16 protein-coding genes and 2 pseudogenes are annotated in these 26,996 nt (G+C 70.4%); 9 read left to right on the top strand and 9 right to left on the bottom strand.

Annotation, left to right across the window (positions count from 1 at the left end; all coding sequences use genetic code 11):
- Positions 1-3 precede the first annotated feature (3 nt).
- The 3 genes from ACIRF9_RS03185 to nirD are packed head-to-tail and all read left to right on the top strand — an operon-like array spanning position 4 to position 4,267.
- Entirely contained in the window at positions 4-1,311 is a 1,308-nt protein-coding gene (locus tag ACIRF9_RS03185; protein WP_403815424.1) for an NAD(P)/FAD-dependent oxidoreductase, read from the top strand.
- On the top strand, positions 1,311-3,908 hold the full coding sequence (nirB, locus tag ACIRF9_RS03180; protein WP_403815421.1) for a nitrite reductase large subunit NirB: 2,598 nt from the start codon (positions 1,311-1,313) through the stop codon (positions 3,906-3,908). Before ACIRF9_RS03185 ends, nirB begins: the two co-directional genes overlap by 1 nt.
- Entirely contained in the window at positions 3,905-4,267 is a 363-nt protein-coding gene (gene nirD / locus ACIRF9_RS03175) for a nitrite reductase small subunit NirD (protein ID WP_403815418.1), read from the top strand. The genes nirB and nirD overlap by 4 nt, the downstream gene beginning before the upstream one ends.
- Positions 4,268-4,738: 471 nt before the next feature.
- On the opposite strand, the gene ACIRF9_RS03170 is transcribed toward nirD, so the two are convergent.
- Both ACIRF9_RS03170 and ACIRF9_RS03165 read right to left on the bottom strand, forming a co-directional pair.
- Complete coding sequence (locus ACIRF9_RS03170) at positions 4,739-6,238, bottom strand: ATP-binding protein (RefSeq protein ID WP_403815415.1); 1,500 nt, start codon at positions 6,236-6,238, stop codon at positions 4,739-4,741.
- 311 nt (positions 6,239-6,549) lie between these two features.
- Positions 6,550-7,446 (bottom strand): annotated as a pseudogene (locus ACIRF9_RS03165) (response regulator transcription factor); the annotation flags it as partial.
- A 267-nt stretch (positions 7,447-7,713) separates the two neighbouring features.
- Between ACIRF9_RS03165 and ACIRF9_RS03160 the strand changes: the two are divergent.
- The 3 genes from ACIRF9_RS03160 (at position 7,714) to ACIRF9_RS03150 (ending at position 12,021) form a co-directional block, all read left to right on the top strand.
- Positions 7,714-8,319, top strand: coding sequence for a carbonic anhydrase (locus ACIRF9_RS03160; RefSeq protein ID WP_403815412.1), 606 nt, complete (start codon positions 7,714-7,716; stop codon positions 8,317-8,319).
- A complete protein-coding gene (locus ACIRF9_RS03155; RefSeq protein ID WP_403815409.1) occupies positions 8,316-10,397 on the top strand; it encodes a SulP family inorganic anion transporter in 2,082 nt (693 codons plus the stop codon). The genes ACIRF9_RS03160 and ACIRF9_RS03155 overlap by 4 nt, the downstream gene beginning before the upstream one ends.
- Before the next feature lie 466 nt (positions 10,398-10,863).
- Positions 10,864-12,021, top strand: coding sequence for an alkaline phosphatase PhoX (locus ACIRF9_RS03150; RefSeq protein ID WP_403815406.1), 1,158 nt, complete (start codon positions 10,864-10,866; stop codon positions 12,019-12,021).
- Here the strand turns inward: ACIRF9_RS03150 and ACIRF9_RS03145 are convergent.
- The 7 genes from ACIRF9_RS03145 to ACIRF9_RS03115 all read right to left on the bottom strand — a co-directional run bounded on the left by ACIRF9_RS03145 (position 11,987) and on the right by ACIRF9_RS03115 (position 22,830).
- The gene (locus tag ACIRF9_RS03145) at positions 11,987-13,465 is read right to left on the bottom strand and encodes an FtsX-like permease family protein (protein ID WP_403815403.1); all 1,479 of its coding nucleotides are present in this window, start codon (positions 13,463-13,465) and stop codon (positions 11,987-11,989) included. The two genes, ACIRF9_RS03150 and ACIRF9_RS03145, sit on opposite strands and share 35 nt — an antisense overlap.
- Positions 13,466-14,052: 587 nt before the next feature.
- Positions 14,053-14,724, bottom strand: coding sequence for an ABC transporter ATP-binding protein (locus tag ACIRF9_RS03140; RefSeq protein ID WP_403816102.1), 672 nt, complete (start codon positions 14,722-14,724; stop codon positions 14,053-14,055).
- A gap of 78 nt (positions 14,725-14,802) precedes the next feature.
- Positions 14,803-15,225: a hypothetical protein gene (locus tag ACIRF9_RS03135; protein WP_403815400.1), complete on the bottom strand. Its 423-nt coding sequence runs from the start codon at positions 15,223-15,225 to the stop codon at positions 14,803-14,805.
- Positions 15,226-15,471: 246 nt separating this feature from the next.
- Positions 15,472-17,301, bottom strand: a complete 1,830-nt coding sequence (locus ACIRF9_RS03130; protein ID WP_403816099.1) for an ABC transporter ATP-binding protein — start codon at positions 17,299-17,301, stop codon at positions 15,472-15,474.
- Between the two features lie 569 nt (positions 17,302-17,870).
- Complete coding sequence (locus tag ACIRF9_RS03125) at positions 17,871-18,035, bottom strand: hypothetical protein (protein ID WP_403815397.1); 165 nt, start codon at positions 18,033-18,035, stop codon at positions 17,871-17,873.
- Between the two features lie 404 nt (positions 18,036-18,439).
- Positions 18,440-21,187: a pyruvate, phosphate dikinase gene (ppdK, locus tag ACIRF9_RS03120; protein ID WP_403815393.1), complete on the bottom strand. Its 2,748-nt coding sequence runs from the start codon at positions 21,185-21,187 to the stop codon at positions 18,440-18,442.
- 422 nt (positions 21,188-21,609) lie between these two features.
- A complete protein-coding gene (locus ACIRF9_RS03115; RefSeq protein ID WP_403815390.1) occupies positions 21,610-22,830 on the bottom strand; it encodes an ROK family protein in 1,221 nt (406 codons plus the stop codon).
- 120 nt (positions 22,831-22,950) lie between these two features.
- Here ACIRF9_RS03115 and ACIRF9_RS03110 point away from each other — a divergent pair, with 120 nt between their 5' ends.
- From ACIRF9_RS03110 to ACIRF9_RS03100, 3 genes and pseudogenes are all read left to right on the top strand, one after another.
- Positions 22,951-24,357 carry an MGH1-like glycoside hydrolase domain-containing protein gene (locus ACIRF9_RS03110; RefSeq protein WP_403815387.1) on the top strand — a complete coding sequence of 469 codons (1,407 nt, stop codon included), beginning with the start codon at positions 22,951-22,953 and terminating at the stop codon, positions 24,355-24,357.
- Positions 24,354-26,294: a glycogen debranching N-terminal domain-containing protein gene (locus ACIRF9_RS03105; protein WP_403815384.1), complete on the top strand. Its 1,941-nt coding sequence runs from the start codon at positions 24,354-24,356 to the stop codon at positions 26,292-26,294. The genes ACIRF9_RS03110 and ACIRF9_RS03105 overlap by 4 nt, the downstream gene beginning before the upstream one ends.
- 325 nt (positions 26,295-26,619) lie before the next feature.
- Positions 26,620-26,996 (top strand): annotated as a pseudogene (locus tag ACIRF9_RS03100) (hypothetical protein); the annotation flags it as partial.

Genomic DNA, 26,996 nt, shown 5'->3' with positions numbered 1-26,996 from the left:
GGCATGACCTCGAATTCGCGTGTGGTGGTGATCGGCGCCGGCCTCGCGGGCGTACGCCTCGCCCGCCGGCTCGGTGAGCTGGGCATGCCCGCGCTGCTCATCGGCGAGGAGGAGCACCGCCCGTACAACCGGGTCCTGCTCGCCGAGGTGCTGGCCGGCCGGTACGCCCCCGAGGTGATCGCGCTGCCCGCGCCCGCCGGACTGGTCCGGGCCCGGGTCACCGGCATCGACCGCGCCCGGCGGACCGTGTCCTGCGCGGACGGCTCGGAGATCGCATACGACACGCTGGTCCTGGCCACCGGCTCCAACCCGGTGCTGCCGCCCCTGCGCGGCCTGTTCACGGACATGTACCTCGCGTCGGCACACCGGGCAGGCGATCCGCCCCGCTTTTCCGGCCGGGGGTCCGGGGGTCGTCCCCCGGGAAGGCACAGCACCCCCGACCACGTGCTGCCCGAGGGCGTCCACGCGTTCCGCACCATGGACGACTGCCTGGGCCTGTCGAAGGCCGTACGGCCGGGTGTGCGGGCCGTGGTCGTCGGCGGCGGGCTCCTCGGGGTCTCCGCGGCCCGCGCCCTCGCGATGCGCGGCGCCCAGGTCGTCCTCGCCCAGCAGGCCGAGCGGCTGATGGAGCGCCAGCTCGACCCGGGCGCCTCCAAGCTGGTGCTGCGGCACCTGAAGGACCTCGGTGTCGAGGTCCACACCGAGTGCCGCGTCCGCGACGTGCGCTGCGTCGGCGGCGCCGTCCGCTCCGTCGAGATGGCCGACGGCTACGCCCTCGACGCCGACCTGGTGGTGCTGGCCTGCGGGGTCTCCCCGCGCGCCGGTCTCGCCAAGAACGCGGGGCTCGCCGTGCACAAGGGCATCCTGGTCGACGACGAACTCCGTACGTCCGACCCGCACATCCGCGCGATCGGCGACTGCGCCCAGCACGACGGGACCGTGTACGGCCTCGCCGCCCCGGCGCTCGAACAGGCCGACGCCCTCGCCGAGTCGCTCGCCGGAGACCCGGCCGCCCGCTACGGCGGCACCCGTGTCCTCACCCGGCTCACCCTCTCCGGGAACGGCGTCTTCGACCTCGCCGCGTTCGGCGAGACCGAGCCGCGCCCCGGCGACGACGTCGTGCAGCTCGCCGACGCCACCCGAGGGACCTACCGCAAGGTCGTCGTCCGCGACGACCGCCTGGTCGGCGGGGTCCTCGTCGGCGAACTCGGCACCGTCGGCGCGCTGGCGCGCGCCTGGGAGGGAGCAGAGCCGCTCCCGTCCGACGGCGGCCCCCTGCTCCACCTGCTCACCAACGATGGAGGCTCCTGATGACCGCCACCCTGGGGGCCACCCCCACGATCGTGCTCGTCGGCCACGGCATGGTCGGCCAGCGCTTCCTCGAAGCGCTCGCCGAGCGCGGCCTGACCGCCACGCACCGCGTGGTCGTGCTCTGTGAGGAGCCGCGTCCCGCGTACGACCGTGTGGCGCTCACCTCGTACTTCTCGGGCAAGACGCCCGAGGACCTCTCCATGACCGACATGGAGTTCATCGCCACGCACGGCATCGAGCTGTACGTCGGCGACCCGGCCGAGACCGTCGACCGCGAGGCGAAGAAGGTCACCGCCCGGTCCGGTCAGGTCTTCGAGTACGACACCCTCGTCCTCGCCACCGGCTCGTTCCCGTTCGTCCCGCCGGTCCCGAACAAGGACGCCGAGGGCTGCTTCGTCTACCGCACGATCGAGGACCTCCTCGCGATCGAGGCGTACGCGAAGTCGAAGGCGACGGTCGGCGCGGTGGTCGGCGGCGGTCTGCTCGGTCTCGAGGCGGCCGGTGCCCTGAAGGGCCTCGGACTCACCTCCCACATCGTCGAGTTCGCGCCCCGTCTGATGCCCGTCCAGGTCGACGACGGCGGCGGCGCCGCGCTCCTGCGCACCATCGAGGAGATGGGCCTGACCGTCCACACGGGCGTGGGCACGCAGGAGATCGTGGTCGACTCCGCGGGTGCCGTCACCGGTATGAAGCTGTCCGACGGCTCCGAACTCGCCACCGACATGGTGGTGTTCAGCGCCGGCGTCCGTCCCCGCGACCAGCTCGCCCGCGACTGCGGCCTGACGGTCGGCGAGCGCGGCGGCATCGCGGTCGACGAGCAGTGCCGTACGGTCTCCGACCCGCACGTCTTCGCGATCGGCGAGTGCGCGCTGGCCTCCGACGGCCGGGTGTACGGCCTGGTGGCCCCGGGCTACGAGCAGGCGGAGACGGCCGCGGCCACCATCGCCTCCGACGAGGCTGCTTTTGTCGGCGCCGACCTGTCGACGAAGCTGAAGCTGCTCGGCGTGGACGTGGCCTCCTTCGGCGACGCGCACGGCACCACCGCCGACTGCCTGGACGTCGTCTACTCCGACTCCCGCGCGGGCCTGTACAAGAAGCTGGTCATCGGCCGGGACGGCACGCTGCTCGGCGGCATCCTGGTCGGCGACGCGGAGGCGTACGGCACGCTGAAGGCCTTCACGGGTTCGGTGCCGCCCGTCTCGCCCGAGTCGCTGGTCCTGCCCGCCGGTGCCGGCGAGTCCACCCAGCTCGGCCCGACCGCGCTGCCGGACGACGCGATCATCTGCTCCTGCAACAACGTCCGCAAGGGCACGATCCGCGGCGCGGTCACCGAGCACAACTGCACCACCGTGCCCGAGGTCAAGAAGTGCACCAAGGCCGGTACGACCTGCGGCAGTTGCGTCAAGGTCCTCGGCCAGCTGGTCACCGCCGAGCTGGAGGCGAGCGGCGTCGAGGTCGACAAGGGCCTGTGCGGCTGCTTCTCACAGACCCGCGAGGAGCTGTACGAGATCGTCCTCGCCCTGCGCATCAACACCTACCAGGACCTGCTGGACCGCTACGGCCGCGACGACGCCAAGGGCGGCGACGGCTGCGAGGTCTGCAAGCCGGCGGTCGCGTCGATCATCGCGTCCCTCGCCCCGACGATCGGCGCCAGCGGCTATGTGCTGGACGGCGAGCAGGCGGCGCTGCAGGACAGCAACGACCACTTCCTCGCCAACCTCCAGAAGAACGGTTCGTACTCGGTCGTCCCGCGCATCCCCGGCGGTGAGATCACCCCCGAGGGCCTCATCGTGATCGGTGAGATCGCCCGCGACTTCGGCCTCTACACGAAGATCACCGGCGGTCAGCGGATCGACATGTTCGGCGCCCGCGTCGAGCAGCTCCCCCTCATCTGGGCGCGACTGGTGGACGCCGGCTTCGAGTCGGGCCACGCGTACGGCAAGTCCCTCCGAACCGTGAAGTCCTGCGTCGGCCAGACCTGGTGCCGCTACGGCGTCCAGGACTCCGTCCGCATGGCGATCGACCTGGAGCTGCGCTACCGGGGGCTCAGGTCCCCCCACAAGCTCAAGTCCGCCGTCTCGGGCTGCGCCCGTGAGTGCGCGGAGGCCCAGTCGAAGGACTTCGGCGTGATCGCCACCTCGGGCGGCTGGAACCTGTACGTCGGCGGCAACGGCGGCGCGACCCCGCGCCACGCGGACCTCCTCGCGCAGGACCTGTCCGACGCCGAACTGATCAAGCTGATCGACCGCTTCCTGATGTTCTACATCCGCACCGCCGACCGCCTGGAGCGCACCTCCACCTGGCTGGAGCGGATCCCCGGCGGCCTCGACCACGTCCGCGACGTCGTCGTGGAGGACTCCCTCGGCATCTGCGAGGAGCTGGAGTCCCTGATGACGGACCACGTGGCGCACTACGCCGACGAGTGGGCCACCACCATCAACGACCCCGAGAAGCTCGCCCGGTTCGTGTCCTTCATCAACGCGCCGGACACCCCGGACCCGGTCGTCGGCTTCGTCCCCGAGCGCGACCAGATCAAGCCCGACCTGCCGCTGCTGACCATCGGCCACCGTCCCCTGGAAGGGAGCGCCCAGCGATGACCCTGGCACCCGAGACGACCGACCTGAAGGTTCAACTGCGGTTGGGGGAGGACGCGGAGGGCTGGTTCACGATCTGCGACCTGAACCAGCTCCTTCCCGGACGGGGTGTGGCCGCGCTGCTCCCCGACGGCCGCCAGGTCGCCCTGTTCCGTGACCGGTCAGGCGAGCTGTACGCCATCGACAACCGCGACCCGTTCGGCGGCGCGGCAGTCCTCTCCCGCGGCCTGACCGGCACCCACCAGGGCCGCCCGTTCGTCGCCTCCCCCCTCCTCAAGCAGCGCTTCGACCTGCGGAGCGGCCAGTGCCTCGACGACGAGACGGTACGCATCGCGACGTACGAGGTCCGAACGGCGGCCTGAAAGACCCCACGGTGACCCGGGTCAGCGTCGACCCGGGTCACCGTCGGTTGCTGTCTGCTTGAGGCTGGGGTCTGTTGCGCTCCGGGTCTGCTTGGGCCTGGGTCCGCTTCGGCCGGGGTCTGCTTGGGGCCGGGGCTGCTTGAGACCTGGGTCTGCATCGGCCCGAGCCTGCTCGAGCTGGGTCTGCTTGGGCCCGGGCCACCGACGGCCCAGACCTTCTTCAGCCCGAGTCACCGCCGGTCCATGCCTGCCTCGACCCCGGGCACCGACAGCCTGGGCCCTCCCGGTCTGAGTCACCGCCAGCCCAGATCACCGTCGGCGCGAGCCTGCCCCGGCCCGGAACTCTTCGACCCAGGCCACCGACGGCCCCAGGGCATCGCCAGGCCAGGCCTGCCTCGGCCCGGATCACCGACGGCCCAGGCCTTCTTCGGTGCCGAGGCATCACCGGTCCGGGTCGCCGCCGACCCGGGGTCACCGCCGACCCGGCGCAGTCGTCTGCAGGGGTCTGGCCGGGCGGTGGGGCGGTACCGCGGTGCCGAGTCGGGCCGGCACCGCCGGGAGGCGGATCACGGCGTCGAGGCCGCCGAGCGGCGCTCGCCGCAGCACCGCCTCGCCGCCGCTCGCGTGGGCGAGGCGCTGCACCAGGGCCAGGCCGAGCCCCGTACCGCCCTTGGGCGCGTCCGGGGCGCGCCAGAAGCGGTCGAAGGCGCGGCGGCGCTGCTCCTCGGTCATACCGGGGCCCTCGTCCATGACATGCAGCTCCACCCAGGCCGGACCCACCGCGCGATGCGTCGGGCGGTGCGGGAACCGGCGCTCGTGGGGTGCGTGGCGGCGCGGGTCGATCGAGACCGTGGATCCCGGGGGCGACACGCGCAGGGCGTTGGAGAGCAGGTTGTCGAGGATCTGTTCCACCGCTCCGGGCAGGGCCAGCACCTCGCCGGTGTAGTCCCCGGCCAGCGCCAGCCACACGCCGTGCTGCTCGTACAGCGGAGTCCAGGCGCGATGGCGTTCCGCGCACACCTGCCCCAGGTCGACCGGCTCCCGCTCGGCGGCGCTCTCGTCGAGCCGGGCCATCGCCAGCAGCCCCTCGACCATCCGGGCCAGCCGGTCGGTCTCGGTCAGCGCGGCGGTGAGCGAGCCCCGGGCGTTCAGGGCGATGTCGTTCTCGAGGTTCTCCAGCCGCAGCCGCAACGCCGCGAGCGGGGTCTTCAGCTGGTGCGAGGCCTCACCGGCAAAGGCCCGCTGGGAGGCCAGGAGGTGTTCCAGCCGGGCGGCGGTGCGGTTGAAGGTGGCGGCCAGGCTGCGCACCTCCGGCGGCCCCTTGGTGATCGCCACGGGCACGGCGGTGCCACCGACGGCCAACTCGTTGGTGGCGTTCTCCAGTTCACGGATGGGGCGGCCGGTCCAGCGCGCGATGCCGAAGCCGATCACGGCGACCGCGGTGAGCGCGGCGAGCCCGCCGAGGCCCAGCAGCAGCCAGACGTGGTGGACCCGGTCGGCCACCATCCTGGTCGGCACGGTGATCCTGACCGCGCCCTGCTCCTCGACGCCGTGCCGTACGGGAGTGGCCACCGCGAGGTACTCCACGCCGCCGATGGTGGAGGTGCGCACGTCCGCCGTCGCGGTGCCGCGCAGCGCCGCCGCGATACCCGGCCAGGAGGCGAGGCGGGACTCCTCGGACGCGCTGAGCGGATGCGAGGTGGCCAGGAGGGCGCCGGCCTGGTCGACGATCAGCACCTTGCCGCCGATGCGCTCGGCGCAGTGGGCGGCACGCTCGGGCAGGTCCTGCGCGGCCCGGCCCGCCGAGACGGACAGCGAGGCGAACGCCGACACCGACTCCGCCTCGTCCTTCGCCGCGTTGATCACCCGCTCCCGCTCGGCCCGCGAGTAGACGAAGCCGAGCGGGATCTCCAGACAGAGCAGGAGCAGGGCGGCGAGCGTGAGGTAACTGAGCAGCAGCCGGCGCGTCATCAGTAGGCCGCCGAGGGGTGGGGGGTGGGGAGGGGCCGGGTGAAGGGGCGCTCGCGGGTGGGCCGGTCGTCGTAGGCGGGCCGGTCGTCGTAAGTGGGCCGGTCGTAGGCCGACTGCTCGTAGGCGGTCTGCTCGTACCGGGACGGGGTCTGGTACGCGGAGGACTGGTAGCCCGAGGACTGGTAGTCCGGCGAGCCGTAATCCGAACCCCGGTAGTCCGAACCCTGGTAGTCCGAAGCCCGGTAGTCCGAGGGCGGGTACGACTGGGGCTCCTGGACGGGCGGCCGCTCCGCGCCGGACGATGCCGTGGCCGGGGGCCGGGTGCGGACCGCCAGCCGGAAGCCGACGCCGCGCAGGGTCTGGATCCACGCCGGGTTGCCCAGCTTCCGCCGCAACGTGGCGACATGCACGTCCAGCGTCTTGGTCGGGCCCTCGTAGTGCGGGTCCCAGACCCGGTCGAGGATCTGCTGGCGCGAGTACACGGCCCCCGGGTCCTCGGTGAGCAGCGCGAGCAGCTCGAACTCCTTGGGCGTCAGCGTCACCGCCTTCTCCCCCACCCACACCTGCCGGGTCCGCCGGTCGACGACGAGCGGCCCGACGGCCCCCTCGACGGCTTCGAAGGGCTGGGACGGAAGCGGGTCCGAGGACGAGGCCGGGGCCGGAGGCGGGGGTGTGGGCTCGAAGGAGGCCGAGGGCGCCGAGAAGGCCGAAGCGGCCGAGGGGGCGGAGAAAGCCGGGGAGACGGAGGGAGCCGAGGCAGCCGACGGGGCTGTGGAGCCGTAGCCGGGCGCGAAGGCCTCGCCACCGAGCGGATCCGCTCCCGTCCCCCCGAACTCCCGCTCCCCCAGCCCCCGGTGGGTCCGCCGCGTCACCGCCCGCACGCGTGCCACCAGCTCCCGCATGCTGAACGGTTTCGCCAGATAGTCGTCGGCCCCGAGTTCGAGGCCCAGCACCCGGTCGGCCTCCTCGCCCCGCGCGCTGAGGATGATGATGGGGACGTCCGAGGTCTGCCGGATGCCGCGACACACGTCGATGCCGTCGATGTCGGGCAACCCCAGGTCGAGCAGGACGACATCGCCGTACGGCCCTCTCAACCCCTCGTTCCCGGTGCCGACGTGATGCACTGTCAGCCCGAAGTGCCCGAGCCCCTCGACGAGCGGTTCGGCGATCGTCTGGTCGTCCTCGATGAGCAGGACTCGTACACCCATGCGTTCCCGTCTCTCCCGTGAACCGAATTCGCGTGTTCCGTGGACACGCCACGCTACAAGAGCGACAGATAAAACGCCGTATCGATCCGGAGAATGTGAGCAGCGGCTCAGTCCGAGACGCTGCGGGACAAAAACTGTCCCATTCTTGTCGGCGGTTTAGTGTTCCTCTAACCTTCGCCTGGCAAAGCCTCCTCTACGGTGATGGAGAACTGGTCGTACCCCCATGACGACCAGCTCTGACCTGGGATGAAAGCACCGGGAGGAACTGTGAAAGCACTGCTGGACCGCGCCCGCTCGTTCCAACGGCGGGTCGACTTCGAAAGCGGCGAATACCGGCGGCTGGCCGAGGGGCAATACCCCGAGGCATTGTTCATCACCTGTTCGGATTCACGGGTGATTCCAGCCCTGATAACGGGCGCGCGCCCCGGCGAGATATTCGAGCTGCGAAACGCCGGAAACATCGTTCCACCGCACGCGCGTCAGGGCGCCTCGGGCGAGGCGGCCACCATCGAGTACGCGCTGGAGGTGCTCGGCGTTCAGGACATCGTGGTGTGTGGCCATTCCCACTGCGGTGCGATGGGCGCCCTCAAGTCGGGCGACGACCTGTCCGCCCTGCCCGGTGTGGACGCCTGGCTGCAGCTGGCCCGCCCGCGGCTCGCCCCCGTCCTGGACGGCGCGGTGGAGGACCCGCGGCTGCCGGAGATCGCCCAGCTGAACGTCGTCAACCAGCTTGCCGTGCTGCGGAGTTACCCGGCCGCGCGTCGGCGTCTCGACACGGGGAGCCTGCGGCTGCACGGCTGGTACTACGAGGTGGACACCGGCCGGGTGCACGAGCTGGACGAGGACGGTCTGTTCCGGGTGCATGCGGCATGAGCGGCGCACACGCCACCAGGACCCGCGGCCTGCGGGCCCGCGACCCCAGGGCCGGCACCCCCGTGGATCCCACGGTGCACGACACGTCGCCGGGGGAGGGCCGGGAAACGACCGGCCAGAAGAAACAGACCGACCAGAAGAAACAGCAGGGCCCGAAGGCCGACCTCGCCACCGAGATCACCGCGTCCCTCGTCGTCTTCCTGGTCGCGCTCCCCCTCTGCATCGGTGTGGCCGTCGCCTCCGGTGTCCCCGCCGAGCTGGGCATCATCTCGGGTGTCATCGGCGGTCTGGTGGTGGGCGCGGCACGCGGCAGCACGCTCCAGGTCAGCGGCCCGGCCGCCGGTCTCGCCGCGCTGGTCGCGGAGACCGTGCTGGAGCACGGTGTGGCCATGCTCGGCGTGATCGTGCTCTTCTCGGGCCTGTTGCAGATCGTGCTCGGCCTGGTGAAGCTGGGCCGGTTCTTCCAGGCGATCTCGCTGGCCGTCGTCCAGGGCATGCTGGCCGGCATCGGTCTGCCGCTGATGTTCAGCCAGGCGTACCCGGCGATGGACGCGAAGGCCCCCGGCACCCCGATCGAGAACATGGCCGGCATCCCCGGCCTGCTCGCGGACACGCTCGCCGACCCGCAGGCGATGATCGCGGCGGGCCTCGGCATCGCCACGGTCGTACTGAGCTTCCTGTGGAAGAAGGCGCCCGGACCGGTCAAGAAGATCCCGGCCGCGCTGGTCGCCGTCGGCATCGGCATCGCGGTCGCCGCGATCCCGGGCGTCGAGGTCAGGACACTCCAGGTGGGCAACCTGCTGGCCTCGGTCGACGTACCGGGCCCGGAGCAGTTCGCGGGCCTCGCCGACGCCGGGATCATCACGGCGATCCTGACCTTCACGGTGATCGCCTCCGCCGAGTCCCTGTTCACGGCGGCCGCGGTGGACCGTATGCACGACGGGCCGCGCACCCGCTACAACCCCGAGCTGATCGCCCAGGGCGCCGGCAACACGATCGCGGGCCTGCTCGGCGCCCTCCCCATCACGGCGGTGGTGGCCCGCAGCTCGGCGAACGTCCAGGCGGGCGCCAAGACCCGACTCTCCCGCACCCTCCACGGCCTGTGGCTGCTGGCCTTCGCGCTCCTCCTCCCCCAGGTGCTGGCCCTGATCCCGATCTCCGTCCTGGCGGGTGTGCTGATCCACAGCGGCTGGAAGCTCTTCGCGCCCGAGGAGTTCCCGAAGATGTGGCGGCAGGACCGCGGCGAGTTCGCCGTCATGACGGTCACCACGCTGGTGATCGTGGCCACCGCCCTCCTGGAAGGCGTCCTGATCGGCCTCGCGGCGGGCATCGTGCTGGCGGCCGTACGCATGTCGCAGACGGTCATCAAGCAGCACATCGAGGAGGACACCGCGAAGGTGGTCATGGCCGGGAACGCCACGTTCCTGCGCCTGCCCCAGGTCATCGAGGCCCTGGAGGCCGCCGCCGAGTCGGGCAAGCCCCGCATCCGCCTCGACCTCACCGGCGTCACCCATCTCGACCACGCCTGCCGCAGCCAGGTGGAGGAGTTCACCGCCCAGCAGCGCGGCAAGGGTCTGCGGGTGGAACTGCTGATGCCGGGCCCGGCGAAGCCGCTGACCACCCACGCGGACACCCCCACACGGTCCGAGACCGAGCACTACCCGCAGTCCGACACGGACCGGCCCTCCCGGCCCGACGCCGACTGGCCCTCCCGGCCCGGAACCGACTGGTCCTCCAGGCCCGGAACCGACTGGCCGTCGGACTCCGACACCGGCCGGCCGTCGCGCCCCGACGCCGAACGGCCGTCACGGCCCGATGCCGACTGGCCCTCCCCATCCGACGCGGACTGGCCTTCTCCCTCCGGCGCCGCACGGCCCTCGCAGCCAGGGCGGCCCGGGACCGGCCGGCACTCGCGGCCGGGCTCCCTGCCCCGCCGTGGCACCACCACCGCCCCCGCGCCCTCCCCCGTCGCCCCCGGCCCCACCGCCGAGTGGTTCTACCTGGACACCACTCCCATGCCGGAGGACTTCGCGCAGCGGTACGCGGAGGAGTACGCGCCGGGTTACGCAGGAAGGTAGGCCGCCGGGGGGACCACCCCCGTGCATCCGCACCCCCGATACCGCCGCAACTCCGTCGCGCGGTCCGGTGTCCCTGAGGACATCGGCCGCGCACGGCAATGGGCGCGGCGCGACCGGATGGCCCTGTTCAGCGACTCGGGCCCCGCGGCAACCGGTCTGGACGCGCGACACCGACACCACCGCCCGCCGCGAGGCCGGCCGCTCCGGCGGCTCCTTCGACGTGCCGCCCGCGCCGAGGTCTCCGTGCGCGAGGCGACCGCGACGACCTCCGCGCCGGGCCCGCGTCTCGACGAGCTGCAACGGGTCGCGGGCCGGGCGGCCGGTTGTCGCCATCCACCCCGCACCTCCCCGTTACGGCATGTCCACGACACGGCTACCCTGCGCTTCTAGCGTTCGGCAGCGCACGACCCCGGCACCGACCGGCGCCGGGCCCGGTTCACGACACCCTCGGAGTGTTTGAGTGAACGTGGAACGTCGTACCTTCCTGCGTGCGGCCGCGGTCGCCGGCTCCTCCGCCGTACTCGGCGGAACCCTCTGGCGCGGCGCCGCGTACGCCGCCCCCGCCCAGCCCGGCACCGGCCCCTACGGGGCACTCGGCTCCCCCGACACCAACGGCATCCGTCTCCCGGCCGGCTTCACCAGCCGGGTGATCGCCCGCTCGGGCCAGACGGTCACCGGAACGTCGTACACCTGGCACAACGCCCCCGACGGCGGCGCCTGCTACCCGGACGGCACGGGCTGGATCTATGTCTCCAACTCGGAGCTCAACCCCTCGGGCGGCGCGAGCGCGGTGAAGTTCTCGTCGACGGGCGCGATCACCGGCGCCCACCGCATCCTCTCCTCCACCCGCCAGAACTGCGCGGGCGGCAAGACACCGTGGAACACCTGGCTGTCCTGCGAGGAGGTGGACCGCGGCTACGTCTACGAAACGGACCCCTGGGGCGTCCAGACGGCGGTCCGCCGCGACGCACTCGGCCGCTTCAAACACGAGGCGGCGGCCGCAGACCCCGTCCGCAAGGTGATCTACCTGACGGAGGACGAGACGACCGGCTGCTTCTACCGCTTCCGGCCCACGACCTGGGGCGACCTGTCCTCCGGCACCCTGGAGGTCCTGGTCGCCGGCACGGCCACCTCCGGCCCGGTGACCTGGTCCCCGATCCCCGACCCCACCGGCGCCACCGCCACCCGCAACCAGGTCTCCGGCGCCAAGCACTTCAACGGCGGCGAGGGCTGCTACTACGCGAACGACACCTGCTGGTTCACGACCAAGGGCGACAACCGCGTCTGGCAGTACAACACGGCCGCCCAGACCATCGAACTGGCCTACGACGACTCACTGGTGACCAGCGGGACAGCCCCTCTCACGGGCGTGGACAACGTCACGGGCTCGGCCTCCGGCGACCTGTTCGTGGCAGAGGACGGCGGCAACATGGAAATCTGCCTGATCACCCCGGACGACATCGTCACCCCCTTCCTCCGCATCGACGGCCAGTCCTCCTCGGAGATCACCGGCCCGGCCTTCTCCCCGGACGGCACCCGCCTGTACTTCTCCAGCCAACGCGGCACGACCGGCAGCTCGTCGGGCGGCATCACGTACGAGGTGAAGGGCCCGTTCCGCGCATGACCTGCAAGCAGGCGGATGGGGGTGTGGACGTCAGCGAATCCGCCTCACGAGAGTGAACCCGTCCCACCCCTTGGACCCCACGGTCTGCAACGCGGTCGCCTCCAGCCGGGGATCCCCCGCGATGTCGTCCAGAACGGAGCGCATCGACGTTAAAGCCGGAAGGCTGAACCGCCACCGTCGGGGCGACACCCCCGATTCCGTCCAGAACAGACCTGACCGTTCCGGGATCGGCGCTGCTGACCAGGGTGAGAGTCGCGTCATCAAGCCGGAAACCGTGCGGCAGGGATGACGGGGGAAGGAGAACATCACCGCTCGTGAATGACGACGTAGCGGGGTCGTCGTGGAACCGCGCCTCTTGGTGCGGCACCTTCAGAGTCATCACCCGTCGCTCACCCTTGTCATTGACCAGATGAAACGGAAAGCTCGCGCCTGGCTTGCTGCCCTCCCACACCGTCTCGCGTGAGTTGATCAACCGCACAGGCCTTCCGTCCACACAATGCCCAAGTTCAAGGACCATGGGACGCAGCTGACTGCACGTGGCAACCACCGCATTGACAGTCGGGGGATTCTCGGCCCCGGGCTCCCTCCACGATGTCGCCAGCACTGCATGGCCCTGCACACCCGACACCTTCTCGAAGCCGCGCTGCTCATCCTCGGTGACAGTGTTCAGCGCGATGTCGTACCCCTGAACATCCCCCGAGTTCTTGGTCACTTGGTCGAGTTCGATGAGCACACCCTGCACAAGAGATGCGGCAAAGACCAAAAGAACCAAGCCAGTCGCCACACGGAGCGCGCCCCCAGGTTCGACCTCGTTGCGTCGCATGGCGAGCCCGAGAAAGACCGAGCGCGTCGAGCGGGCGATGCGTTGAGCGAGCACCTGCGACAGGAGCGGCAAGCTCAGCACCAGGCCGGTACCGACCAGCACCACAGCGAGCGGCATCAAGATGGACGAGATCCCGGTGTCGCGGGGGGCGTGCCCTGTTGCGCCGGCCACGCAGTAACCCACCACGATCCCCATCCCAGGGAGGAGAGGAACCAGCCCCCACTTGCTCGGCCGCTTGGCAACGGCGCTGCGCCGGACTTCCAGGGGGTTCTTGGCCACTCGCCTAACACCAACCTGGCCCACAAACCATGCCAAAGCCGGGCACCCCGCAAGACAGATGAACAGTGTTGCGCCGGAGAGCGATCCGTCGTCCGGGTACCACTTGAAACCCGGCAACCCCACTCGCGAAACGAGTTGGTTGACGACTCCGTACACACCCAAGCCGAGGCCCGCGCCAAGCAAAGCGGCGGCAACGGTCTCCGCGGCGTTGACGCGTTGCACCCCCTTCATGCTCATCCCCAGAAGCCGCAGAGCGGCCAGCCGGCGAGCCCGCGCTGCGGCGGAGAGCCGAGCACACACCGCGAGAAATACTCCGAGCGGGAACAGCACGACCGCTGCCATGGTGAATCGCACAATATCGAGGGCCGAGGGCTCTACAGTGGGAGACCATGGGCGCGCTGTCCCGAAATGATTAAGGGGTGCGCCTTGCTTCTCGAGTGCGTCGCGATGAACTCCGATGTACGCGTAAAGCTCGTCAGGACGGATCAGACCCGATGCTTCAATTTGCCCCCGCTCCCTGCCCGGGAGGAGTTTCGAGAGACCCGGCTCCCTCTGGAGCGCCTTGTGCAACTGCGGGGAGACGAATACGTCGCCGGACTTGGGAAAGCTATCCAACCCCGGGGGTAGCTCCACCGCAGCCGTCCCACGTGCCAGGAAGACACGGGTCAAGGGGTGAGAACCATACGGGTCTCTCCTGGTGACCTCAAGGGCCGCCTCCTCTCCAGGAGCACACTTCGGCTGGCCATGCGACACACAGCCCGGTTGCCGTGCCGCTTGCCGCGCATCCTGCGCCGCCAGGACTCCAGGAATTGCAAGCACCATGGCAAGGCAGCACACTCCGATTGCACCTCCCAGAACCATTAGCAGGAACCGCGCACGGTTGCCCCGCCCGCTACCCAGCAGCAGGCGAAGACCTAGGAGTAGCTCCTTCACGAAGCCTCCCGCGCCAGGGCCGTAAGGACGCCGTCACGCATGCTGTAGCGGGAATCTGCACGGGCAGCGACTTCGGCATCGTGGGTAACAAGCACGACTGCCGTCCCCTGCGAACGAGCCAGGGACAAGAACTCCTCCAGCACAGCTGCGGCGTTGGCGCTGTCGAGCGAGCCCGTCGGCTCGTCCGCGAAGACCACAGCAGGTCGATGAACCAACGCTCGGGCAACGGCCACACGTTGGCTCTGGCCGCCCGAAACCTGAGAGGGTCTGCGCTGTCGCAGATCTGCGAGCCCCAGCCGCCCCAAAACCTCTCCAGCAGCGGCCAGGGCTTTAGCCTTGCGTTGCCCTGCCAGTCGCAGTGGAAGCGCGGCGTTCTCCTCCACGGTCAACTCGGGTAGGAGCTCGCCGTATTGGAAGACAAACCCGAACCGCTCGCGACGCAGCGCACTCAGCTCCTCGTCGTCAAAATCAGCGAGGATATGACCCTCAAAGGACACCTTGCCGCGCGCCACAGGCAGCACCCCAGCCAGGCAGTACAGAAGAGACGACTTGCCTGAGCCGCTTTGGCCGGTAATCGCAACGACCTCTCCGCGACGCAAGCAGATATCCGCTTGCCGCACGGCAGGGGTCTCACCATAGAAGAGATCAACTTCTTTGGCGGACAGGATTTCTGACGTGTTGATGACGTTCCCCTATGACAAGCTGAGCCCAGATGCACGCATCTGGGCTCAGAGTTCGGCCGGATGCTAGTCGCGCGCAATCTGGTAGTGCCTGGCCATGGAACAGTTGTCCGGCCGGAGGGTGCCCTTGTCGCGACAGGATCGAACGAAGGCGTGGTTGGTGTACCGCTGGGCACCATCCCAGTTCAGGTGATGCATGAAGACCGTCTTGCCCTGTTTGCCATAGTAGGCAACCCAGTCGTGGCCCTGGACGCGCACTTCCATGTAGACGTTGTGACCGTCTTCCTTGTCTGCGTCCCTCAGCCTTCCCCGCCATTCGAAGGCTCCATGGTTCCGCCCTGGAGGATTGAAGCGGTAGTCACCTTGCTGGAACTTGACGCCCGGCGACCTCAGCGTCTCGATCGCACGCCAGTCCCCCGCCCCCACGGCCGTACCGGCACCCGCCAGAAACGCCGCTGCCGCCATCACGCTGGCCAATACCTTCTTCATGCCTCACCTTCCTGGAGCCGAAAGCCCGACAGCCTCCGGGCATCACAGAAGGTAATGGATCAATCACAAGGCGAAACCTTCAGTCACCGATCTCCACTACATCAGGTGATCGACTTCCAGCCACGCCGCCCCAAACCCAACACAAGAGGGCGACGCCCCGAACAGGGTGTCGCCCTCTTCTTGCACGCCGAACCGCCGCCGATCAGTAAGGATCAGGGACCGCCGATTTCAGCCACACTCCTCACTTCATGACGCCCGCCCAGCCCAAGAGTCCGTCCATCCGTACGGCTCACCCTGGGCCTGCCCCGTGTACACCCCCGGAGGGAATGGTGCGTACGCGCCTACGCCCGGCTCCGCCAAAGCCCCCTCCGTCACCCCCGCGCCCTGAGAGCCATGAAGCCGGGTGTACGTGCCGCCTCGGTTGATGAGGTCTTCGTGGCGGCCCGTTTCCACGATTTCGCCGTGGTCGATGACGAGGATGCGGTCGGCGTCGGGGGTCAGGGTGAGGTCGTGGGTGATCATGATGGTCGTGCGGCCGGTCATCAGGCGCCGCAGGGGCTCGATGATGCGGCGGGTGGCGATGGCGTCCAGGCCGGTGGTCGGTTCGTCGAGGACGAGGACCGGGGCGTCGCGCAGTACGGCCCGGGCGATGGCGAGGCGCTGGAGTTGGCCGCCCGAGAGGCGGGAGGAGTTGGGGTCGACCTGTGTGTCGTACCCCTGGGGCAGTGCGGTGATGAAGTCGTGTGCGTCGGCCGCCTTCGCCGCGTCGACGATCGCCTGGTCGCTCGCGCCGGGCCGGCCGCAGGCGATGTTCGCGCGAACCGTGTCGTGCAGGACGAGGGTCTCCTGGGGGAGGAGGGTGATGTACTCGCGCAGTCGGTCCAGGGGGAAGTCGTGGAGCGGGGTGCCGTCCAGGAGGACCGCGCCGGAGTCGGGGTCGTAGAAGCGGAGGAGGAGTTTGGAGATGGTGGACTTGCCCGCTCCGCTCGGGCCGGTGATGATCACCAGCTCCCCGGGATTCACGGTGAAGGAGAGGGCTTCGACGGCCGCCGCCTGCGTGCCCGGATAGCGGAAGGAGACGTCTCGCATCTCGATGACGCCGTCCGGGCGTCCCGTCTCCCGGGGCGTCGGGCTCGTGGGGTCGGCCACCGCGGGGCGGGTGTCCAGGATCTCGGCGAGCCGTTCCGCGCCGGCGGTGGCGGCGGTGATCAGGAGGCCCAGCTGGGCGAGGCTGCGGATGGGCGGGTAGAGGTAGCTGAGGAGGGCGGCGAAGGCCAACAGCTGGCCCAGTGTCATCTGGCCTTCCGAGATCTCCCAGACGCCGATGCCGATCACCGCCAGGACGCACACCGTCTCGATGACCTGCACGAGCTGCCCGTACGCCTGGTTGAGCCGCGCCGAGCGGACGGCGGCCCGGAACCACGCCGTCGCCTCCTGGCTCAGCCGGCGCCGCTCGGCGTCCTGACGGCCGTACGCCTGGGTGAGGACGAGGTTGCCGAGGGACTCCTCTACTACGGACGTGACCGCGCCGTCGGCCACCCGGCCCTCGCGCGCCACGGACCTGACGCCGGCGGAGAACTTCTTGGCCGCCAGCCAGAACAGCGGGGCCAGGACGAAGGTCGCCGCCGCGAGGTCCCAGCGCAGCCAGAACGCGGCCGCCGCGTAGAAGACCGCGCTGAAGAGCGCCGAGGCCGTGCCCACCAGGCCTGACACCGCCATCTGCTCGATGGCCTCCACGTCGCCGGTCAGCCGGGAGAGCAGGTCGCCCTGGCGGTGGCGCTGGAAGAAGTGCGGGGGCAGCTTCTGTACGTGATCGAAGACGTGCTCGCGCAGCCGCATCACGAACCGCTCCGAGACCCAGACCGCGAGGGAGCCGCCGGCGTAGCCGATGGCGGCGCCCACCACGGCGATGCCGAGCCACTGGACCGCGGGGGTCCAGAAGGCGTCCAGTGAGCCCTTCTGCAGGGCATTGTCGGTGAGGCCGCTGAACAGCAGGATGGCGGCGGTCTCGGCGAGCGCACCCAGCACGGTGCACAGCCACACCCCCACCAGCCACTGGCGCAGCCCCTTCGTCATGGGCCAGAAGCGGCGGAAGGCGGCGCGGGGGGACAGGGCGGGAGGAGAGAGGGGGGAGAGAGGAGAAGGGAGTGTGTCGTGGTGCTCACTGCTGGGGGCGGCGTCGTACTCAGTGCCGGGGGCGGTGTAGGCATCCCCGAAGGACTCGTGCTCAGCCCCCAAGCCCTCGTACGCCTCCCCATAGTCCTCGTACGCATATCCGTGGCCCTCGCCGTCGACACCGGCCTCGGCGCCGCCCCCGGCCCCGCCGACGCCCTCTTCCTTTTCCCGGAAAATCGGCAGACCGTATTCCGACAGTTCCAGGCCCGGCGGGATATGCCGAGGGAAATCGAACCCTGAAGACTTCTTGGGCGCGCGCATATTTCTCCCATCACACACGACCAGGAGCACGCTTCAGGGCGTGATTCAGGGCACGACTCGAAGCATGAACAATTTATGAGCGAGAGTGCTGCAAGTTCCGTGACTTTGCCTGATTGCCAGGTGTTTCCGAGTGGATCCACAGCCCGTGCACAACCCGGGAGGGCCGACGGATCACCGACGGCCCTCCCGTTTGACCAGGGGGTTCTTCCTCAGAAGCCGGGCTGCTGGGGCACCGGCTCACCCGGGCGGGGGCGGCGGCGCCGCTGCTGCTGCGGGGGCGGCGGGACCTGGCCGGCGTTGGCGGCGGGGTTCGCGTTCGGGTCCGCGTTGGCGTTCCGGCGGGGGGTAAGCGGTGCAATCACCCTGAAGCTCATACTGACTCCTTCTGAGTTTCCAGTATCTGCGGGAAGGGAATTCCGCACGGACAGGTGAGGGATCAGGGTCGTCACCCTGGGCGATCCCGCCGCCCGATGAGAAAGAACTTAACACGGCCCATCAGAAGGGGAAGAGAAAACCCAGAATTCTGCGAGGAAAAGAAAGCTGTGAAAACCTTGGGTTTTCCTGGGAATTGAATGGGTGTGCCGCGTTGACCAGCCCAATCGGCAACACCAGAGGCAACACAAGAGGGCGGCACCCCCGCACAGGGTGCCGCCCTCCTCTTGCGTGCCGGAGCCGCCGTCGATCGGTACTGAGGGTCGGGGACCGACGACGGCTCCGGGGCTCAATGGCCCCTCAGGGGGCTCAGCCCCCTCAAGGAGGCTCAGCGCCCCGCAGGGACTCAGCGGTGGTCGCTGCCCTCCGACTGCGTCGCCGCCCGCCCCGCCTCCAGCCGGGCCACCGGGATCCGGAACGGGGAGCAGGAGACGTAGTCGAGTCCGGCCTCGTGGAAGAAGTGGACCGACTCCGGGTCGCCGCCGTGCTCGCCGCAGACGCCGAGCTTGAGGTCGGGACGGGTCTCGCGGCCCGCCTTCGCCGCCGCCTTCACCAGGGAGCCGACGCCGTCCTTGTCGATCGTCTCGAAGGGGCTGACTCCGAAGATGCCCTTCTCCAGGTACGCCGTGAAGAAGCTCGCCTCCACGTCGTCCCGGCTGAAGCCCCACACCGTCTGGGTGAGGTCGTTGGTGCCGAAGGAGAAGAACTCGGCGGCCTCGGCGATCTGGGCCGCCGTCAGCGCGGCGCGCGGCAGCTCGATCATCGTGCCGATCGACAGCTTCAGCGAGACACCGGTCGCCGCCTCGACCTCCGCGACGACCTGGTCGGCCTCCTCGCGGACGATCTCCAGCTCCTGGACGGTGCCGACGAGCGGGATCATGATCTCGGCGCGCGGGTCGCCCTTGGCGTTCTTGCGCTCGGCGGCGGCCTCGGCGATGGCGCGGACCTGCATGGTGAACAGACCGGGGATGACCAGGCCCAACCGCACGCCCCTGAGCCCCAGCATGGGGTTCTGCTCGTGCAGGCGGTGGACGGCCTGGAGCAGGCGCAGCTCGTTCTCGTGCGGCTCCTGGCGGGACTCGGCGAGTGCCACGCGTACCGAGAGCTCGGTGATGTCGGGCAGGAACTCGTGCAGCGGCGGGTCGAGGAGGCGGATGGTGACGGGCAGGCCGTCCATCGCCTCGAAGAGCTCGACGAAGTCCTTCTTCTGCAGCGGCAGGAGCTGCTTGAGGGACTCCTCGCGCTCGGTCTCCGTGTCCGCCAGGATCAGGCGTTCCACCAGCTCACGGCGGTCACCGAGGAACATGTGCTCGGTGCGGCACAGGCCGATGCCCTGGGCGCCGAAGCGGCGGGCGCGCAGCGCGTCCTCGGCGTTGTCGGCGTTGGCGCGGACGCGCAGCCGGCGCTTGCGGTCGGCGAAGGCCATGATGCGGTGGACGGCCTCGACCAGTTCGTCGGCGTCGTCGGCGCCCGCGTGCATCCGGCCCTCGAAGTACTCCACGACCGGGGAGGGGACCACCGGGACCTCGCCCAGGTAGACCTTGCCGGAGGAGCCGTCGATGGAGATGACGTCGCCCTCTTCGACCACGTGGCCGCCGGGGACCGTCATCCGGCGGCGCTTGGTGTCGACCTCGAGCTCCTCGGCGCCGCAGACACAGGTCTTGCCCATGCCGCGGGCCACCACGGCCGCGTGGGAGGTCTTGCCGCCGCGGGAGGTCAGGATGCCCTCGGCCGCGATCATGCCGTCGAGGTCGTCGGGGTTGGTCTCCCGGCGGACCAGGATGACCTTCTCGCCCGAGCGGGACCATTTCACGGCGGTGTACGAGTCGAAGACCGCCTTGCCGACGGCCGCGCCCGGGGAGGCCGCGATGCCCCGGCCGACCTTCTCCACCTTCGCGTCCTCGTCGAAGCGGGGGAACATCAGCTGGGCGAGCTGGGCGCCGTTGACGCGCTGAAGCGCCTCCGTCTCGTCGATCAGGCCCTGGTCGACGAGCTGGGTGGCGATGCGGAAGGCGGCACCGGCGGTGCGCTTGCCGACGCGGGTCTGGAGCATCCACAGCTGACCGCGCTCGATGGTGAACTCGATGTCGCAGAGGTCCTTGTAGTGGTTCTCCAGCGTCTCCATGATCCCGAGGAGCTGGTCGTAGGACTTCTTGTCGATCTGCTCCAGTTCGGCGAGCGGGACGGTGTTGCGGATGCCCGCGACGACGTCCTCGCCCTGGGCGTTCTGGAGGTAGTCGCCGTAGACGCCCTGGTGGCCGGAGGCGGGGTCCCTCGTGAACGCGACACCCGTCCCCGAGTCCGGGCCCAGGTTGCCGAAGACCATGGAACAGACGTTGACGGCGGTGCCGAGGTCGCCGGGGATGCGCTCCTGGCGGCGGTACAGCTTGGCGCGGTCGCCGTTCCAGGAGTCGAAGACCGCCTTGATGGCGAGGTCCATCTGCTCGCGCGGGTCCTGCGGGAAGTCCCGGCCGGCCTCGGTCTTGACGATCTTCTTGAACCTGGTGACCAGCTTCTTCAGGTCCGCCGCCTCCAGCTCGGTGTCGACGGTGACCTTCTTCGCCGCCTTCGCCGACTCCAGCGCGTCCTCGAAGAGCTCGCCGTCGACGCCGAGGACGGTCTTGCCGAACATCTGGATGAGCCGGCGGTAGGAGTCCCAGGCGAAGCGGTCGTCGCCGGCCTGGGCCGCCAGGCCCTGGACCGACTTGTCGGAGAGGCCGATGTTGAGGACCGTGTCCATCATTCCCGGCATGGAGAACTTCGCGCCCGAGCGGACCGACACGAGGAGAGGGTTGTCCGGCTGGCCGAGCTTCTTGCCCATCCGGTCCTCCAGCGCCACGAGGTGCGCACTCACCTCGTCACGCAGTGCCGCCGGCTCCTCGCCGCTGTCGAGGTAGACCTTGCAGGCCTCGGTGGTGATCGTGAAGCCGGGCGGAACGGGAAGGCCCAGGTTGGTCATCTCGGCGAGGTTGGCGCCCTTGCCACCGAGGAGGTCCTTGAGGTCCTTGTTGCCCTCGGTGAAGTCGTAAACGAACTTCACGCCCTCAACGCTCGCGGCCTGCTCGGTTACCGGGAGATCTTTGTTTTCCGACACGGGTCTCGACTCCTCGAGGACGCGGTGGCTGCCCTGACGGCGAGGAACATACCCAGATCGAAGGCGCCTGGGTACGTCCACTCGTGCGTCATGTGCCTGTAACCAGTCGTCCGCCAGTGGATCGAAAGTCAAAGCTTGGCAAGCGGAGACCGGCATATGTTTTCACTTCTTGAACGCGACGGACCCCATAGGTGCGATTTGCCGCTCAGATGAGCAGGCACTCCGCACGTCTGATTTCGATCGATGAACGATCAAGGGGTGGCACCCAGTGCCACCCCTTGGAGAAGTGCATTCGATCCATGATCCGCTCATCTGAGCACAACCCCCCTCAAGGGTGGCGAGAATCACGCTGCGGCCCATGGCCCGGTTCCACCATGCGGACGGGTATCCGCAGTGAAACCCGCCTGTCATACGAGCGTCCCTCACACCCCCAGGGCGAGCAACCGCTCCTCCACCCGCTCCGGCGCGTACAGGTGCTCCACGACCAGCGCACCCGCTCCCACCAGCCCCGCCCGGTCCCCGAGCCGCGAGGTGACCACGTCCAGATGGGCGGTGGAACGCGGCAGCGCCCGCTGGTAGAGCAGCTCGCGCACCCCGGTGAGGAAGGGGGTTCCCGCCAGGTCCCCGGCGATCATCAGCACGCCCGGGTTCAGCAGGGTCACGACCGTCGCCAGCACGTCCCCCACCCGGCGCCCCGCCTCCCGCGCCAGCGCCGAAGCCCCCGGGTGCCCGGCCGCCAGCAGATCCCGCACATCCGAGCCGGAGGCCGCCGGCACCCCGGTCTCGGCCAGCTTCCGGGCCACGGCACCACCACTGGCGACGGCGGCGAGACAGCCGTAGGAGCCGCACCGGCACAGTGCCTCGGCGCCCACCCGGATGTGTCCGATGTCCCCGGCGCCGCCGTCGATCCCCCGGAAGATCGAGCCGTCGACCACGACCCCGGCGCCGATGCCCGTCGACACCTTGACCAGGACGAACGCCGAGCAGTCGGGGTATCCGGTGCGCTGTTCGCCGTATGCCATGAGGTTCGCGTCGTTGTCGACCAGGACGGGCACCGCGGCCGCCCCGGTGCGTTCGGTGAACGCCCTCGCCAGCCGGCCGGTTATGTCGTAGCCGTCCCAGCCGGGCATCATCGGCGGCTGCACCACCCGGCCCGTCTCGCTGTCCACCGGGCCGGGCACGGCCAGCCCTATGCCGCAGACCTCCTCCGCCCGGTGGCCCGCCTTCTCCAGCAGCTCGGCGAACCAGCCGCCCAGCTCGCCGAGCACCGTGTCCGGGCCGTCCTCGACGGCCAGCGTCCCGGAGTGCTCCGCGAGCATCTCGCCGGTCAGGGACAGCACGGCCGCGCGCGCGTGCCGGGTGTCCAGGTCGGCGGAGAGCACGACCGCGTGCGCGTCGTCGAACTCCAGGGTGATCGAGGGGCGGCCGCCGAGCGGCGAGTCGACCGGGCCGCCGGCGCCCTCGCGCAGCCAGCCCGCGCGGAAGAGGCGGTCCAGGCGCTGTCCGACGGTCGCGCGGGAGAGGCCGGTGGCCTGCTGGAGGGCACCGCGTGTCGTCGCCCGACCGCTGCGCACCAGTTCCAGCAGATCTCCCGCACTGGCCTGACCGCTCGCCTTGCCGGTCCGTCCCGGACGCCCCGTCATGCGCACCCCCTTGTGTTTCTCAAGCTTGCATTACATATTGAGTTTTGCGTGTTAAATAGACGTAACCCTACGGTAGACCCTGCCGAACCAGGGAGCCTTGTCGTCTTCGGGGAGCCCCGAGTGGATCGCACCGCCCAGCTCATCGCCCGCCCGGCGGAGTACGCCGCCGTATACGATCCGGCGGCACCGCCGGGTTCGCCGCACCTCAGGGCCCTGCGGCGCGGGGCGGCGGAGGTGCTGGAGGACAACTGGACGGGCACGTCGACGGTGCCCTCGCGCCGGCTGTACCCGCACCAGTGGTCCTGGGACTCGGCGTTCATCGCGATCGGCCTGAGGCATGTCTCGCCGCTGCGGGCGCAGACCGAGCTGGAGACGCTGCTGGACGCCCAGTGGGGTGACGGGCGCATCCCGCACATCGTCTTCAACCCCTCCGTGCCGCTCGACGCGTACTTCCCGAGCCCCGACTTCTGGCGCTCCTCGACCGCGGGGCGCGCTGCGGGCGCCCCGCGCACCGTACAGACCTCGGGCATCGTGCAGCCACCGGTGCACGCGCTCGCCGCCTGGCTGGTGCACCGCGCCGATCCGGGGCTCTCCCGGGCACGGGGTTTCCTGGCCCGGGTCTACCCACGGCTGGCCGCCTGGCACCGCTATCTGCTGCACCGGCGCGACCTCGGCGGAGGCGGGCTCGCCTGCGTCGTCCACCCGTGGGAGCAGGGCATGGACAACGCCCCGAGCTGGGACGCCCCGCTCGCCCGGATCGTCCCGGCCCCGGCGCGCTCCTTCCGGCGCGCCGACCTCGACCACGGGGCGGCCGAGGACCGGCCGACGGATCTCGACTACGGGCGGTACGTGCGGCTGGCGACCGACTACCGGGACGGGCAGTACGCCGACGGGAACAGCGACTTCGCGGTGGAGGATCCTTCCTTCAACGCGCTGCTCATCGCCTCCGAGCACGCCCTCGCGCGGATCGCGCGGGAGCTGGGGGCCACGGCCACCGCCCGGCACGCGCGCGCGGAGCGGCTGACGGCGGCGCTCGTCGAGCGGCTGTGGGACCCGGCGGAGGGGATGTTCTTCTGCCGGGACGTGCGGGGCGGGGGGCTCGTGCGCGAGCGCGGGGTCTCCGGACTCGTCCCCCTCCTCCTGCCCGGGCTGCCGCGCGAGGTGACGACGGCCGTCGTCCGCACGCTGAAGGGCCCGCACTTCGCGGTCGGTACGACCACCCGTCTCGTCCCCAGCTACGACCTGCTCGGCGAGGCCTTCGACCCGCACCGCTACTGGCGCGGCCCGGCCTGGTTCAACACCGCCTGGCTGCTGGAGCGCGGTCTCCGACTGCACGGCCGCACCGCCGACGCGGACGCGCTGCGCGAGGCCGTCCTGGACACCGCGCTCACCTCGGACTTCGCCGAGTACGTCGACCCGTACACCGGCGAGGCCTGCGGCGCGACCGGCTTCAGCTGGACCGCCGCGCTCACGCTCGACCTGCTTCATCAGCACGCCACGGCCCACAAGGGAGGGGACCAGGGATGACGGACCGGCATCATCTGCTCGTGTACGGCGGGACGTTCGCCGCCGTGGGCGACCGCGGGGACATCAGCGGCGTACGGGGCGCCGGCTCCTCCCCGGAGGGGTTATTCGTCAGGGACGCCCGGCACCTCAGCCGCTGGCAGCTGACGGTGGACGGGGCGGTGCCGGAGGCGCTCGCGCCGGTCACGACCGGGGACACCACACGCTGTGTGCTCGTCCCGCGCGGCGGGCGCAACGAGCCGCCGTCCTGCACGCTCTTCCGTGAACAGGGCGTCGGGGACGGGTCGTTCGTGGAGTCGGTGAGGGTCGTCAGCAACCGGTCGGTGGCGACCACGGTCCGCCTGGCCGTGACCGTCGACGCGGACTTCACCGACCAGTTCGAGCTGCGCTCCGACCACCGTACGTACGCCAAGACGGGAGCCGTCCGCGCTCGCGAGGTCCTCGACGACGGCGTGGAGTTCACGTACCGGCGCGGTGAGTGGAAGTCCTCCACGACGGTGACCGCCGAGCCCGCCCCGGACGGCGTCGAGGAGACCGGCACCGGCGCCCGCCGGCTGGTGTGGAAGCTCGAGCTGGAGGCGCACGGTTCCGCCGAACTGGTCCTGCGCGTGATGGCCCGGCCGCATGGCGAGAAGCGGGCGCTGCGGGTGCCCCGCTCCCCGTCCGCAATGGCCGAAAAGCTACTTGCGGTCGAGGGCGAGTTTGTGGAAGGTGTCGCTTTTCCTACGGAATGGCCCGAACTGGCGACCGCCTGTGTTCGAGGGCTCTCCGACCTGGCCGCGCTCCAGGTCCACGCGACCGGTCCGGACGGCGAGGAACTGCGCGTCCCGGCCGCCGGAGCGCCCTGGTTCCTCACCCTGCTCGGCCGCGACGCCCTGCTCACCTCCCTCTTCGCCCTCCCCTACCGTCCGCAGCTGGCCGCCGCCACGCTGCCGGCCCTGGCCGCCACCCAGGCGACCGGGACCGCCGCGCAGTCGGTGTCCCAGCCCGGCAAGATCGTCCATGAGGTGCGCCACGGCGAGCTGGCCCACTTCGGGCAGGTCCCGTTCGGCCGCTACTACGGCTCGGTCGACGCGACGCCCCTCTTCCTCGTCGTCCTCGGGGCGTACGTCGAACAGACGGGCGACATCGCGATGGCCCGCCGGCTGGAGCCGCACGCCCGTGCGGCGATCGGCTGGATGCTCGACCACGGCGGGCTGACCTCCCGCGGCTACCTGGTCTACCGCGCCGACCAGGGCGGTCTCGCCAACCAGAACTGGAAGGACTCCCCCGGCGCCATCTGCTCCGCGGACGGCACCCGCGCAACCGGAGCGGTCATGGCGGCGGGGGCCCAGGGGTACGCGTACGACGCGCTGCGCCGCACGGCGTGGGTGGCGCGCACGGTGTGGGAGGACGCCACGTACGCGGCCCTGCTCGAACAGGCGGCCGCCGACCTGCGCGACCGCTTCCAGCGGGACTTCTGGATGGCCGAGCGGTCCTTCCCGGCGCTCGCGCTGGACGGGGAGGGCCGCCAGGTCGACGCGCTGGCCTCCGACGCCGGGCATCTGCTCTGGTCCGGGCTGCTGGACAAGGAGTACGGGGAGGTCGTCGGCCGGCGCCTGCTCGAGCCGGACTTCTTCTCGGGCTGGGGCGTGCGCACCCTCGCCGCCGGGCAGCCGGCGTACCACCCGCTCTCCTACCACCGCGGCTCGGTCTGGCCGCACGACAACGCGCTGATCACGCTGGGCCTCGCCCGCTACGGCCTGCACGACGAGGCCCGCACGGTCGCCCACGCCCTGGTCGACGCGGCGACGGCGACCGGTCACCGGCTTCCCGAGGTGCTCGCGGGCTACGGCCGTGACACCCACGCGGAGCCGGTTCCGTACCCGCACGCGTGCGTGCGCGAATCCCGCTCGGCGGCGGCCCCGTTGGCGCTGCTCACAGCGGTCGGGGGTGCGTGACGCCCGCCTCGGCCGGGTGCTTGGCCTGACGTTTGCACGGTGTTTGCCGAGCACTGGCCGAGGGGGCTGAACGCGCGCCGAGGGCAGGCCGTACGAAACTGAGGCGGATCCGACTTCCCGCGTCGGACCCGCCGAACCACCGGGCTTCGTACGGAAGGACCCTCGGGTGCCTGTCTCCACTCGCTCATCCCAGCCGCCGGCTTCGCAAGAACCCGAGGACGACGTCGCGCAGTCCACGAGCGCCGAGGAAGAGCCGCCGGCTGGGGAACCGACGGGTGCTCAGGAGTCGGCGGCTGCCGGGGCATCGGTGAAGGCCGAGCGATCGATGGCGACCGAGGAACCGGCGGGCGCGGAGACAGCGGCGCCCGCCGACAAGCCGGTAGACACGCAGGAACCGGCGGGTGCCGAGGAACCGGCGCCCGCCGAGAAGCCGGGGGACGCGAACGAAGCGGCGACCGCCGAGGCACTCGTGGCCGCGAAGGAAGCAGCGCCCACCGAGAAGCCGGTAGACACGCAGGAACCGGCGGGCGCCAAGGAACCGGCGACCGCCGAGAAGCCGACGGACGCGAACGAACCGGCGGGTGCCGAGGCACCCGTGGACGCGAACGAAGCAGCGCCCACCGAGAAGCCGGTAGACACGCAGGAACCGGCGGGCGCCAAGGAACCGGCGACCGCCGAGAAGCCGACGGACGCGAACGAACC

Origin of the sequence: Streptomyces sp. NPDC096132 (assembly GCF_044763345.1) — a bacterium.
Taxonomy (GTDB): domain Bacteria; phylum Actinomycetota; class Actinomycetes; order Streptomycetales; family Streptomycetaceae; genus Streptomyces.
The sequence above is the reverse complement of the archived record's forward strand: the minus strand, read 5'-3'. Positions and strand labels throughout refer to the sequence as shown.

Bases quoted from the DNA above. Each gene is read 5' to 3' on its own strand.
- ACIRF9_RS03185 (WP_403815424.1), top strand. From the start codon at position 4: ATGACCTCGAATTCGCGTGTGGTGGTGATCGGCGCCGGCCTCGCGGGC.
- nirB (WP_403815421.1), top strand. From the start codon at position 1,311: ATGACCGCCACCCTGGGGGCCACCCCCACGATCGTGCTCGTCGGCCAC.
- nirD (WP_403815418.1), top strand. From the start codon at position 3,905: ATGACCCTGGCACCCGAGACGACCGACCTGAAGGTTCAACTGCGGTTG.
- ACIRF9_RS03170 (WP_403815415.1), bottom strand. From the start codon at position 6,238: ATGACGCGCCGGCTGCTGCTCAGTTACCTCACGCTCGCCGCCCTGCTC.
- ACIRF9_RS03155 (WP_403815409.1), top strand. From the start codon at position 8,316: ATGAGCGGCGCACACGCCACCAGGACCCGCGGCCTGCGGGCCCGCGAC.
- ACIRF9_RS03145 (WP_403815403.1), bottom strand. From the start codon at position 13,465: ATGGCAGCGGTCGTGCTGTTCCCGCTCGGAGTATTTCTCGCGGTGTGT.
- ACIRF9_RS03135 (WP_403815400.1), bottom strand. From the start codon at position 15,225: ATGAAGAAGGTATTGGCCAGCGTGATGGCGGCAGCGGCGTTTCTGGCG.
- ACIRF9_RS03130 (WP_403816099.1), bottom strand. From the start codon at position 17,301: ATGACGAAGGGGCTGCGCCAGTGGCTGGTGGGGGTGTGGCTGTGCACC.
- ACIRF9_RS03125 (WP_403815397.1), bottom strand. From the start codon at position 18,035: ATGAGCTTCAGGGTGATTGCACCGCTTACCCCCCGCCGGAACGCCAAC.
- ACIRF9_RS03115 (WP_403815390.1), bottom strand. From the start codon at position 22,830: ATGACGGGGCGTCCGGGACGGACCGGCAAGGCGAGCGGTCAGGCCAGT.
- ACIRF9_RS03105 (WP_403815384.1), top strand. From the start codon at position 24,354: ATGACGGACCGGCATCATCTGCTCGTGTACGGCGGGACGTTCGCCGCC.